Origin of the sequence: Curtobacterium sp. ZW137 (genome assembly GCF_003762905.1) — a bacterium.
GTDB lineage: Bacteria > Actinomycetota > Actinomycetes > Actinomycetales > Microbacteriaceae > Curtobacterium.
This window is the reverse complement of sequence record NZ_RJKS01000003.1, coordinates 93,749-105,551: the sequence shown is the minus strand read 5'-3', so window position 1 is coordinate 105,551 and position 11,803 is coordinate 93,749. Positions and strand designations below refer to the sequence as shown.

Annotated in this window: 14 protein-coding genes; all 14 read left to right on the top strand. The window is 67.9% G+C overall.

Annotated elements, in window-relative coordinates:
• Window position 1: 1 nt before the first annotated feature.
• Complete coding sequence (pilM, locus tag EDF55_RS10095; protein WP_260235933.1) at window positions 2-1,054, top strand: type IV pilus assembly protein PilM; 1,053 nt, start codon at window positions 2-4, stop codon at window positions 1,052-1,054.
• Window positions 1,055-1,293: 239 nt separating this feature from the next.
• The gene (locus EDF55_RS10090; RefSeq protein ID WP_185017305.1) at window positions 1,294-1,782 is read left to right on the top strand and encodes a hypothetical protein; all 489 of its coding nucleotides are present in this window, start codon (window positions 1,294-1,296) and stop codon (window positions 1,780-1,782) included.
• On the top strand, window positions 1,779-2,519 hold the full coding sequence (locus tag EDF55_RS10085; protein ID WP_123654836.1) for a hypothetical protein: 741 nt from the start codon (window positions 1,779-1,781) through the stop codon (window positions 2,517-2,519). The genes EDF55_RS10090 and EDF55_RS10085 overlap by 4 nt, the downstream gene beginning before the upstream one ends.
• 356 nt (window positions 2,520-2,875) lie before the next feature.
• Window positions 2,876-3,274, top strand: a complete 399-nt coding sequence (locus EDF55_RS10080; RefSeq protein WP_185017303.1) for a hypothetical protein — start codon at window positions 2,876-2,878, stop codon at window positions 3,272-3,274.
• Between the two features lie 129 nt (window positions 3,275-3,403).
• Window positions 3,404-3,850, top strand: coding sequence for a DUF6121 family protein (locus tag EDF55_RS10075; RefSeq protein WP_123654834.1), 447 nt, complete (start codon window positions 3,404-3,406; stop codon window positions 3,848-3,850).
• Between the two features lie 49 nt (window positions 3,851-3,899).
• Window positions 3,900-5,060: a hypothetical protein gene (locus EDF55_RS10070; RefSeq protein WP_123654833.1), complete on the top strand. Its 1,161-nt coding sequence runs from the start codon at window positions 3,900-3,902 to the stop codon at window positions 5,058-5,060.
• Window positions 5,061-5,352: 292 nt separating this feature from the next.
• Entirely contained in the window at window positions 5,353-5,721 is a 369-nt protein-coding gene (gene rpsL / locus EDF55_RS10065; RefSeq protein ID WP_058728453.1) for a 30S ribosomal protein S12, read from the top strand.
• Between the two features lie 5 nt (window positions 5,722-5,726).
• Complete coding sequence (rpsG, locus tag EDF55_RS10060; protein ID WP_056121395.1) at window positions 5,727-6,197, top strand: 30S ribosomal protein S7; 471 nt, start codon at window positions 5,727-5,729, stop codon at window positions 6,195-6,197.
• Between the two features lie 87 nt (window positions 6,198-6,284).
• Window positions 6,285-8,402, top strand: coding sequence for an elongation factor G (fusA, locus tag EDF55_RS10055; RefSeq protein ID WP_123654832.1), 2,118 nt, complete (start codon window positions 6,285-6,287; stop codon window positions 8,400-8,402).
• Between the two features lie 156 nt (window positions 8,403-8,558).
• On the top strand, window positions 8,559-9,746 hold the full coding sequence (gene tuf, locus EDF55_RS10050; RefSeq protein ID WP_123654831.1) for an elongation factor Tu: 1,188 nt from the start codon (window positions 8,559-8,561) through the stop codon (window positions 9,744-9,746).
• Between the two features lie 269 nt (window positions 9,747-10,015).
• A complete protein-coding gene (locus EDF55_RS10045) occupies window positions 10,016-10,213 on the top strand; it encodes a hypothetical protein (RefSeq protein WP_123654830.1) in 198 nt (65 codons plus the stop codon).
• On the top strand, window positions 10,210-10,335 hold the full coding sequence (locus EDF55_RS19100) for a hypothetical protein (protein ID WP_260235885.1): 126 nt from the start codon (window positions 10,210-10,212) through the stop codon (window positions 10,333-10,335). Before EDF55_RS10045 ends, EDF55_RS19100 begins: the two co-directional genes overlap by 4 nt.
• 59 nt (window positions 10,336-10,394) lie before the next feature.
• Window positions 10,395-10,703: a hypothetical protein gene (locus EDF55_RS10040; protein ID WP_123654829.1), complete on the top strand. Its 309-nt coding sequence runs from the start codon at window positions 10,395-10,397 to the stop codon at window positions 10,701-10,703.
• 100 nt (window positions 10,704-10,803) lie between these two features.
• On the top strand, window positions 10,804-11,781 hold the full coding sequence (locus tag EDF55_RS10035) for a DNA topoisomerase IB (RefSeq protein WP_123654828.1): 978 nt from the start codon (window positions 10,804-10,806) through the stop codon (window positions 11,779-11,781).
• Window positions 11,782-11,803 lie beyond the last annotated feature (22 nt).

Genomic DNA, 11,803 nt, shown 5'->3' with positions numbered 1-11,803 from the left:
AATGAGCAAGACCATCGTCGGCCTCGACATCGCCGGATCATCGATCCGCGCGGTCGAGGTCGCTGACGCGGATCGTGCGCGGCCCACCATCGTCCGATTCGCCGAGGTCCCGACCCCTGACGCTGCGGTCAGCCGAGGTGAGGTACTCGAGCCGAACACGGTCGCAGGGGCCATCAAGAAGCTCTGGTCCATCGGTAAGTTCCGTTCGCGGAACGTCGTGCTGGGGATGGGGAACCAGCGGGTCCTGTCTCGAGACCTCACCGTGCCGCAGGCCCCCCTTGCGCAGATTCGGGAGAGCCTCCCGTTCCAGGTGCAGGACATGCTCCCCGTGCCGGTCGGCGATGCCATCCTCGACTTCTACCCGACGTCGGAGGGAGAGAGCGTCACCGGGCCCGTCGTGAACGGACTGCTCATCGCCGCGATCAAAGACGCGGTCCTCGCGAACGTGAAGGCAGTGCAGCTCGCTGGCCTCAACCCCGTGGGCGTGGATCTCATCCCCTTCGCCCTCACCCGGGTCCTCGTGAGGCGCCAGGAACCGGCAGGGACGACCGCACTCGTCCAGCTTGGCGCCGACACCACGAGCGTGGTCGTCGCGACCAACGGCGTGCCGCAGTTCGTGCGCATCATCCCGACTGGCGGCAACGACATCACCCGCACGCTGGCCGGGCGCCTCGACATCTCGTTCGATGACGCAGAGGCGATCAAGCGACACTTCGGCATCGGTCGGGGTGCGGCCACGTCGGACGACGCCCGCGCCGTCGCAGTCACCTACGACACCGTCAACGAGTTGCTGGCCAGCTTGCGGAACACGATCAGCTACTTCGTGAACACGCGCCCGTCTGAGCCGGTGTCGAAGGTCGTGATCGTCGGCGGCGGCGCACGGCTCGTGGGCCTGCGTGAGGCACTGTCCGACTGCACGCATCTGCCGGTTGAGATCGGCTCGGCCTTCGCCGAGTCGGTGCTTGCACGATCCATCCAGGAGCAGGACATCGCGGAACACGGTGACACGATCGCGGTCGCTTACGGGCTCGCAGTGGGGAGCAGCGCAGCATGACCAGCACCGAGGCGCGCCCCACACCGACGATTCCGGAAGCTCCCCGCAAGGGCCGCGCGGTCAGAAGTCGATCGGCACAGTCGACTTCGTTCGTGGGACGGGAGCCGCGCGTCGATCTCCTCCCGGGCGAAGTACACGTCGAACGTCGGGAGCGTGCGATTGCGCGCCGGGCGTGGCTCGGGGTCGTCGTCGCCGGGGCTGTCGTGGTCCTGGCCACCGGCGGAGCATTCGTACACCAGATGGATTCAGCCACTCAGCTCCAGTCGGCCCAGTCCCAGACTTCGAGCCTGCTCGCGCAGCAGCAGAAGTACGCCGAGGTGCGTTCCGCGGAGCGCGACACGACCCTGCTCGGTTCGGCGCAGGCAGTCGCCGGCAGCACGGAGATCGACTGGGACAGCACTCTTTCGAGTGTCGCGAGCGCACTGCCGACCGGTGTGCAGATCTCCGGTATGACCATTTCGGCGGCGGACGCCACCCACCCGTTCGAGCAGTCCACGGTGGCGCTCGACAAGCCCCGCATCGCGACCCTCCAGTTCACGGTGATCAGCCCGACCATCCCGTCTGTGCCGGACTGGACCGATCGGCTGTCCGGGATCACGGGATACGTGGATTCCTCGATCTCGTCAATCGCGCTCAAGGAGGACACCGGGGACTACACCGCGACCATCGGACTGGACCTCGACGAGAAGGCCTACGACGGCAAGTACACGAAGGACACTGACAAGTGAACCGGAACAGGCTCTCCCTCATCATCGCCCTCGTCGTCGCAGTCGGCGTTCTGGCTGGCGGCTGGTTCCTCGGGGTTCAGCCGCAACTCGCGGCGGCGTCGGCCAACAGCACGCAGCAGCAGGACATCGACGCGACGAACGCAGCGAATCGTCTGGAGCTGACTCGTCTGGCCAAGGCGTACACCGAGCTCGACCAGACGAAGGCAGACCTCGCGCGTCTCCGCTCATCCGTCCCCGAGACCGCGGACACGACGCCCTTCCTCAAGGCCCTCGACTTCGATGCAACGAACGTGGGTGTGACGATCACCTCCATCACGCTCGACGATGCGGTCGTGTACGCGCCACCGAGCGACGCGGCCGGGTCGTCGACGGCAGGGGAACCCACCGCGAGTGCGTCTGCGACGAGCGCTCCAAGCCCCGCCGGGATGCCGACCACAGCGGCGACGCCCAGCGCGACGGCACCGCACACGGACTCGTCGATCACCGGGGCGAACTTCTCGCTCATCCCCGTGACCGTCTCGGTCACGGGGTCGTACGACCAGGCACTGGCGTTCACGAAGGCCGTGCAGAAAGGGGAACGACTGTTCCTCGTCAGTGCTATCGCAGCCACGAGCGACGCCGAGGACGGTAACCCGATGGACAATCAGGCCTGGTCGCTGTCCGGTTCGATCTACGTCCTCGCGGAGGCGTCAGCGACGTCGACCGCCAGCCCGGCGGCAACCCCCAGGAACGGCTGACCCCACCCCTCCACACCACCCCCGCCAACTGGGGGAGAAGCCGCCACGCCGAAGCCTCTTCCTTGGAGGCTTCCGCTGTGCGTACGATGCTCCCGATGCCGCGTTATGCGGCTCGTCAACCCCCCCTCGAACGGCCGGCTCGAATCGGTCGCTCCTCGTCGTGCCCGGAGCCGCGCGTGTTGTCTGGATTCGTAGAATTCCTCGGATGGTTCGGAGCTGTAACCGTCCTTGCTGGTTACATTCTCTTCTCTACGGGGAAGCTCCCGAACGGCCCGGTCTACCAGCTGTTCAACTTCGTCGGCGGGCTCGCTGTGGCGGTCAATGTCGCCGCGCACCACGCCATTCCCTCGACCATAGTGAACGGCATCTGGGCCGTCGTCGCGATCGTCGTCCTGGTCCGAATGGTCACGGCGCGTCGCACGGCGAAGCAGGCCGGTCTCGAGACGCACCGCGAGCTCTCGAGGGAGCCGCCGGCCACGACCGCGGTGTTGCCCGTGATCGGCCCCGCGGTCCGGCACCACGAGCCGGACGCGACCGACGTGGCGGAGGTGGCCCCGAGCCTCCAGGCCGAAGAGGGCGAAGAGGCCGAACCGACGACCACCGCGACCACCGCACCCGCCGCCCCCATGACGGAGAGCGTCCCGGTCATCACAGCCGCGATAGCGATCGCCCTCGTGAGCGCCGCTCAAGAGCAACGCCGAGCCGAGCGCAACGAACGGGACGACCGCGCGCAGCAGGAGCAGCACGGGAGCTGACCTCGTCGGAGAACCACGCACCGGACACAGCACCGCGCATCGTCGTGGTGCTGTGTCAGTCTCGCGGTCCACTGCGGGAACCACGGACCCCGCCGCCACGGCGACCGCCACCGGCGATACGATCGAGGCATGTCCCGGTGGTTGGTGGCGACGATGACGTCGATCCTCTTCATCGCGCTCGTCATCGCCGTGAGCGGGTTCGAGTCGCTCTTTGCGGACATCGCGATCATCGCCCAGGCCGATGCCACCCCGTACCTTGGGCCGGCGATGGTCTTGGGCGGCGCGGTGGTGGTGTTCCTCGCGACGGCGTTCGGCGTCCCCGCGGGCAACCCCGGCGTCACGGGGCTGGTTGCAGCTGCGACGAGTTACCTCGCCATGCTCGGCGTCGGGTCGGTGGGGTACGCGCTCATCAGGCAGGACGTCACCGAGCTCCTGGTGTTCCCCGCGGGCTACGCCCTCGGCCCGTTCGTGGTTGGGTCCGTCGTCATCGGCCTGCTCTGCGTCGTCGGGGGCATCACGCTCGCGCGGCACCAGACGAGACGCACGAGCCGGAGCAGCGACGGCGGTCGTCGGTAGGATTCCTCAAGCCGGCGGACCAGCGCGGCAGTGACACTACGGGGGATCCATGAACACGGGGCTGACCAGTACGCAGTCGATCGCGCTGCCTGACGGATGGGGATCCGTCCCGCGCGTCGCGGACATCAGCGGCACGCAGGACGCACCTGCGCCCGCGCCGGCGAGTACGGCAGCCGCGCTCCGTCCCCGCAGGCGGATGCGTCGCGGTGCGCTCGTCGGCGTCATCGCGGGCGGTGCGGCCGTGGTACTGCTGGCCATCGCGGGCGGGGTCGGGTACTCGGTGGAGTCGAGTCGCCACGCGCCGGAGCACCAGGTCGAGGCGTTCCTCGACGACCTGCAGGTAGGCAGGGTCAACGCGGCCCTGACCGACGCGGGCATCGACCACACCAAGGACGACGTGCTCCTGACCAAGGCTGCGTATGCAAATGCGAAGTCTCGGTTCACCTCGTACCGCATCACCGCGACGCAGACCGACGGCGACACCGCCAAGGTGGGCGCGTACCTGACGCAGGGTGGCAAGCAGGTCGCGGCGACGTTCACGCTCGACAAGACCGGCACGGACTGGGGCGTGTTCCCGAAGTGGGACCTGCAGGCGCCGGAGCTCGGGACGGTCGACGTCGCGGTCCAGGGTCCGGCGAAGACCGCGGTCGAGGTCGCCGGCGCATCGACGACCACGAACTCGTCGGGTGCGGTCTCGCTGCGGGCACTGCCCGGCACGTACGACGTCGCGGTCGACGGCGGCAAGTGGTTCTCCGCAGATGCCACGACGGCGCAGGTCACGGGCTTCGGTGCGGCCGCGGAGCCGGTCTCGCTGACGACGACCCTGACGGACGACGGAGCACAGGCCGCGACGAAGGCAGTGGATGCCTGGGTCGACGCCTGCATCGCGTCCACCTCGACCACGCCGGACGGCTGCAGCTTCTACGCCTACGGCGAGAACCCGGCGAACACCTACACGAACCAGAAGTGGACGCTCGACTCCCGCCCGACGGTGAAGGTGTCGGGCTGGCTCTCGAAGGGGTGGATGGTCTCGACGTCGTCGTACGGTTCGGCGACGTTCACGGCGGACTTCACCGGCCCGTCCGGCACCGGGACGGCGAAGGCCGGCCCGATCAACGTGAACGCGAGCGGCTACATCACCGGCTTCTCGGACAGCGGCGCGACGTTCGTCTCGGCGATCGGCAACGGCTCGACGGAGTCCGGTTCCTGACACCGGGCACGCCCGGCGGGGGTCGTCTCGGACCCCGGCCTGGAGGCTCGACACCCCTCCCGCGGGGCCGCCCACCGGGCGGGGTGGCCGGGATTGATTTCGCACGGTGACGCGGGTAGTCTCTCTTGGGTGTGCGCCCTCGGGCGCGCCTGAAAGTCCGGCGGGTCTGAGGCCACGCCCGGACTGTCCGCCCCCAATCCACGGCCCGCCCTCATCGGCGGCCGTCTGCGTGGGCGAGGATGCCGACGGACCGCGTCGGACAGAGAACACGAGCGAAGAACCAGGAGAACAGTTGCCTACTATTCAGCAGCTGGTTCGCAAGGGTCGTACGCCCAAGGTCGTCAAGACCAAGGCGCCGGCACTCAAGGCGAACCCCCAGCAGCGTGGTGTGTGCACCCGCGTCTACACCACCACCCCGAAGAAGCCGAACTCGGCACTGCGCAAGGTCGCTCGTGTCAAGCTCTCGAACGGCACCGAGGTCACGGCCTACATCCCCGGTGAGGGTCACAACCTCCAGGAGCACTCGATGGTGCTCGTCCGCGGCGGTCGTGTGAAGGACCTCCCCGGTGTGCGGTACAAGATCATCCGTGGCGCCCTCGACACGCAGGCCGTCAAGAACCGTAAGCAGGCGCGTAGCCGCTACGGCGCGAAGAAGGGTTGAGTTAGATGCCTCGTAAGGGACCGGCCCCCAAGCGCCCGGTCGTCGCAGACCCCGTCTACGGCGCCCCGATCGTCAGCCAGCTCGTCAACAAGATCCTCCTGGACGGCAAGAAGGGTCTCGCCGAGCGCATCGTCTACGACGCACTCGAAGGCGTGACCGCCAAGAACCAGCAGGATGCCGTCGTCACCCTCAAGAAGGCGCTCGACAACGTCCGACCGACCCTCGAGGTCCGCAGCCGCCGCGTCGGTGGCTCGACCTACCAGGTCCCGGTCGAGGTCAAGCCGCACCGTGCGAACACGCTGGCCCTGCGCTGGCTGACCTCGTACGCCAAGGCCCGTCGCGAGAAGACCATGACCGAGCGCCTCATGAACGAGATCCTGGACGCGTCCAACGGTCTCGGCGCCGCTGTCAAGCGTCGTGAAGACACCCACAAGATGGCCGAGTCGAACAAGGCCTTCGCGCACTACCGCTGGTAGTCACCGGCATCGTCCGGGCGCCGGCGGTCAAGAACCCCGGCGCCCTGACGGACGCCATCTCTCCTACAACTCTTCCGGAGGAACCCTGTGGCACAGGACGTGCTCACCGACCTGAACAAGGTCCGCAACATCGGCATCATGGCGCACATCGATGCTGGCAAGACCACGACGACCGAGCGCATCCTGTTCTACACGGGCATCACGCACAAGATCGGTGAGGTCCACGACGGCGCAGCCACGATGGACTGGATGGCGCAGGAGCAGGAACGCGGCATCACGATCACGTCGGCCGCGACGACCTGCTTCTGGGACAACAACCAGATCAACATCATCGACACCCCGGGTCACGTGGACTTCACGGTCGAGGTGGAGCGTTCGCTCCGCGTCCTCGACGGTGCGGTCGCCGTGTTCGACGGGAAAGAGGGCGTCGAGCCCCAGTCGGAGACCGTGTGGCGTCAGGCGGACAAGTACAACGTCCCGCGCATCTGCTTCGTCAACAAGATGGACAAGCTCGGCGCGGACTTCTACTTCACCGTCGACACGATCGTGAAGCGCCTCGGCGCCGAGCCCCTCGTGCTGCAGCTCCCGATCGGTGCGGAGTCCTCCTTCGAGGGCGTCGTCGACCTGGTCGAGATGCGTGCACTCACCTGGCGCGGCGACGCGAAGGGTGACGTCCAGATGGGCGCGAAGTACGAGATCGAGGAGATCCCCGCGGATCTCGTCGACCGTGCCGCCGAGTACCGCGAGAAGCTCATCGAGCGCGTGGCCGAGGCGAACGACGAGCTCATGGAGCGCTACCTCGAGGGCGACACCGACTTCTCGGTCGCCGAGATCAAGGCCGCGATCCGTTCGCTCACCGTCAACTCCGAGCTCTACCCGGTCCTCTGCGGTTCTGCGTTCAAGAACCGTGGTGTCCAGCCGATGCTCGACGCGGTCATCGACTACCTGCCGTCGCCGCTCGACGTCCCGCCGATGATCGGTCACGACGTCAAGGACGAGGAGAAGGAGATCATCCGCAAGCCGGATGCCTCCGAGCCCTTCTCGGCGCTCGCGTTCAAGGTCGCGGTGCACCCGTTCTTCGGTCGCCTCACCTACGTCCGCGTGTACTCCGGCCACATCGAGTCCGGTGCACAGGTCATCAACTCGACCAAGGGCAAGAAGGAGCGCATCGGCAAGATCTTCCAGATGCACTCCAACAAGGAGAACCCGGTCGACGCCGTCACCGCTGGTCACATCTACGCGGTCATCGGCCTCAAGGACACGACCACCGGCGACACGCTCTGCGACCCGCAGGACCAGGTCGTCCTCGAGTCGATGACCTTCCCGGAGCCCGTCATCGAGGTCGCGATCGAGCCGAAGACGAAGGCTGACCAGGAGAAGCTCTCCACGGCCATCCAGAAGCTCGCCGAAGAGGACCCGACGTTCCGCGTCGAGCTCAACGCCGAGACCGGTCAGACCACGATCAAGGGCATGGGCGAGCTCCACCTCGACATCCTGGTCGACCGCATGAAGCGTGAGTTCAAGGTCGAGGCCAACGTCGGCAAGCCGCAGGTGGCCTACCGCGAGACCCTGACCAAGGTCGTCGAGCGCTACGACTACACCCACAAGAAGCAGACCGGTGGTTCCGGTCAGTTCGCGAAGGTGCAGATCGCGCTCGAGCCGATGGAGGTCACCTCCGAGAAGGTCTACGAGTTCGTGAACGCCGTCACCGGTGGTCGCGTGCCCCGTGAGTACATCCCGTCGGTGGACGCCGGTATCCAGGACGCCATGCAGGTCGGCATCCTGGCCGGGTACCCGACGGTGGGCGTGAAGGCGACCCTCAAGGACGGCGCGGCGCACGACGTCGACTCGTCCGAGATGGCGTTCAAGATCGCCGGCTCGATCGCGTACAAGGAAGCGGCCCGCAAGGCCGGTCCGGTCATCCTCGAGCCGATCATGGCCGTCGAGGTCCGCACGCCCGAGGAGTACATGGGCGACGTGATCGGTGACCTCAGCTCCCGTCGTGGCAACATCGCTGCGATGGAGGACGCCTCGGGCGTCAAGGTGGTCCGCGCGAGCGTGCCGCTGTCCGAGATGTTCGGCTACGTCGGGGACCTTCGTTCGAAGACCTCCGGTCGTGCCGTCTACTCGATGACCTTCGAGACCTACAACCAGGTCCCGTCGAACGTCGCCGAGGAGATCGTCGCGAAGGCCAAGGGCGAATAACGCTTCCGAGCGTGTTCTCCACAGGCGGGGGAGCCCGGCGACGGGCCCCTCGCCACCAAGTAAAGTAAAGACACACACACCGCGGACCAACGGTGCAGCACCCCGGATCGGGATGCTCCCGGTGGTGTCGCATCCGAGTCCTGAGGAGGACCCACAGTGGCCAAGGCCAAGTTCGAGCGCACCAAGCCGCACGTCAACATCGGAACCATCGGTCACGTCGACCACGGCAAGACCACGCTCACGGCGGCGATCACCAAGGTTCTGCACGACCAGTACCCGGACCTCAACGAGGCCCGTGACTTCGCTCAGATCGACAACGCCCCCGAAGAGCGCCAGCGCGGCATCACGATCAACATCTCGCACGTCGAGTACCAGACGGAGAAGCGCCACTACGCGCACGTCGACGCTCCTGGTCACGCCGACTACGTGAAGAACATGATCACCGGTGCGGCCCAGATGGACGGCGCGATCCTCGTGGTCGCCGCCACCGACGGTCCCATGCCCCAGACGCGTGAGCACGTGCTGCTCGCCCGCCAGGTCGGCGTGCCCTACATCGTCGTCGCACTGAACAAGTCCGACATGGTGGACGACGAGGAGATCCTGGAGCTCGTCGAGCTCGAGGTCCGTGAGCTCCTCGGCTCGCAGGAGTTCGACGAGGACGCCCCCGTCGTGCAGGTCTCGGCGCTCAAGGCGCTCGAGGGCGACGAGAAGTGGGTCAAGTCCGTCCAGGACCTCATGGCCCAGGTCGACGAGTTCGTGCCGGACCCCGTGCGTGCCACGGACCAGCCCTTCCTCATGCCGATCGAGGACGTCTTCACGATCACCGGTCGTGGCACCGTCGTCACCGGTCGCGTCGAGCGCGGCGAGCTGGACCTCAACTCCGAGGTGGAGATCGTCGGCATCAAGCCGACCCAGAAGACCACGGTCACGGGCATCGAGATGTTCCGCAAGCTGCTCGACAAGGCAGTCGCGGGTGACAACACCGGTCTGCTCATCCGTGGCCTCAAGCGTGAGGACGTGGAGCGCGGTCAGGTCGTCGTGAAGCCGGGTTCGGTCACGCCGCACACCGAGTTCAAGGCGAACGCGTACATCCTGAACAAGGAAGAGGGCGGCCGTCACAACCCGTTCTACGCGAACTACCGCCCGCAGTTCTACTTCCGCACCACGGACGTCACCGGCGTCATCACGCTGCCCGAGGGCACCGAGATGGTCATGCCCGGCGACACCGTTTCGATGACGGTCGAACTGATCCAGCCGATCGCCATGGAAGAGGGCCTGCGTTTCGCCATCCGTGAGGGTGGCCGCACGGTCGGCGCCGGCACCGTCGAGACGATCATCAAGTAACTTCCGTTACCTGCGCGAGCGGGGTCGGGCCTTCGGGCCCGGCCCCGCTTTCGTGTTGGTGCCGAGCCCTGGACCCCACGTGCAGGCGGGGTCGACCACGTCCTTCACCATCACGGTAGCGACGCCGACTGATCTGACCGGGACGCGGGCCAACACGGTGACGGCGGACAACGCCGCGACGCACGAGGCCGATACCTCGCGCAGCGCGACGCGGACTGCCCGCGCCGGCACGACCCCGAGCGTCCGGGCGCAGGACACTCTGCCCCCTGGTGTCCTCCGTCGGCCTGACCGACGGCACCACGGCACACTGGACGCTCGAGTCGAACGAGGACGGCGTCCTCATGCTGGTCAGCACCGACGGCATCGCAGTCGGCGCCGAGGACCCGAACACGATCGGCATCGTCGTGCACGTGCTGGCTTCGGCCACGGGATCGTCGATCGGGAACACCGCGACCGCCGCCCGGTGACGACGCAGGGTGCCACGGCACCTGACGGCGCGACGGTGGATGTCACCACCGAGGCCGTCCTGTCGATCACGAAGACCCGGACGAGCGCGGCCTCAGCCGACGCCGGCACGCAGGTGACCTAGGACGTGACGGTGACGAAACGACGGCCCCTCGGACGCGCAGCGCCCCCGGCCTGTCGTTCGTGAGCGTCGACGACCGGGGCGCGACCTGCACCACCGGCTCGACCGTGGCCGCGGACGCACCGGACCGGATCACCAACGTCGCGACCGTGCAGTCCTCGACGGCGCAGGTCGTCCCGAGCGACCCCAGCACGGTGACGGCGGGCGACCCGCTCCGCGCGAGCGACCCGGCCCCGGTGCACGCGGCGCCGAAGCCGGCGAGCGAGCTCGCGTTCACCGGTGCCGTCGGCCTCGGCCTGGGCGGCCTGCTCGCCCTGGCAGCGGTGATGGCCGGACTGGTGCTGCTCCTGCTGCGTCGCCGACGCGTGTGACGGTGACCACCTGACGGACGGGAGGCCCGGTGCCGGCCGGTACCGGGCCTCCCGTCCGTCACGTGCGTGCGCCCAGGGCCGGGCGTGCATCCTCGGAGAGGTGACACGTCTCCGCAGATCCAAGACCAACGGTCGTGGCTACCACCGGGTCCGCAGCGGACGCGGGTTCACGTACCGCGACCCCGGCGGCAACACCGTCACCGACCCCGAGGTCCGGCAGCGCCTCGAGGACTTCGTCATCCCGCCCGCGTGGGACGACGTCTGGATCTCGCCGTACGAGAACGGCCACATCCTGGCGACCGGGATCGACGGGGCCGGGCGACGGCAGTACATGTACCACCCGTCCTGGCGTGACCGGATGGACAAGATCAAGTACGACCGGGCGCTCGCCCTCGCCGAGTCCCTCCCCGGTGCGCGTCGGATGGTCACGCAGGACCTCCGTCGACCGGAGCCGGACCAGCGCCGGTCGCTCGCGGCCGCGTTCCGGATGCTCGACCAGGGCTCGCTGCGCGTCGGGTCCGAGCGGTACGCGTCCGAGCACGGCAGCCGCGGGCTGTCCACGCTGCTCTGCGCGCACGCCCACGTGTCCGGGGACGACATCGAGCTCGACTTCCCCGGCAAGAGCGGGCAGGAGTGGTCGTCGTCGATCCACGACGCGGACCTGGCCCGGGTGGTCGTCGGCATGAAGCGGCGCGGCCCGAACGCCCGGCTGCTGTCGTACCGGGAGTCCCGCGGCGCGGAGTGGGAGCCGCTCTCCGCCGAGGACATCAACGCCTACGTGAAGGAGCGCGCGGGTGAGGAGTTCACCGCGAAGGACTTCCGGACCCTGCACGGCACGGTGGCCGCCGCGGTCGACCTCGCCGAGACCGGCCCGCAGTCCGCCGCGAGCCGTCGCAAGCAGGCCGTCTCGCACGCGGTGAAGGCCGCGAGCGAGGTCCTCGGGAACACCCCCACCGTCGCCCGGCAGAGCTACATCGACCCACGCCTGCTCGACGCGTACGAGCACGGCGAGACCATCGACCCGGCCCGTCTGCACGCCGCGGAGGCCGAGGTCCGGGCGCTCCTCTACCGCCAATGAGCTGGACGGTGCCGCAGAACGG

Coding starts and splice junctions, on each gene's coding strand:
- EDF55_RS10075 (WP_123654834.1), top strand. CDS start 3,404: ATGTCCCGGTGGTTGGTGGCGACGATGACGTCGATCCTCTTCATCGCG.
- EDF55_RS10090 (WP_185017305.1), top strand. CDS start 1,294: ATGGATTCAGCCACTCAGCTCCAGTCGGCCCAGTCCCAGACTTCGAGC.
- rpsG (WP_056121395.1), top strand. CDS start 5,727: ATGCCTCGTAAGGGACCGGCCCCCAAGCGCCCGGTCGTCGCAGACCCC.
- EDF55_RS10070 (WP_123654833.1), top strand. CDS start 3,900: ATGAACACGGGGCTGACCAGTACGCAGTCGATCGCGCTGCCTGACGGA.
- pilM (WP_260235933.1), top strand. CDS start 2: ATGAGCAAGACCATCGTCGGCCTCGACATCGCCGGATCATCGATCCGC.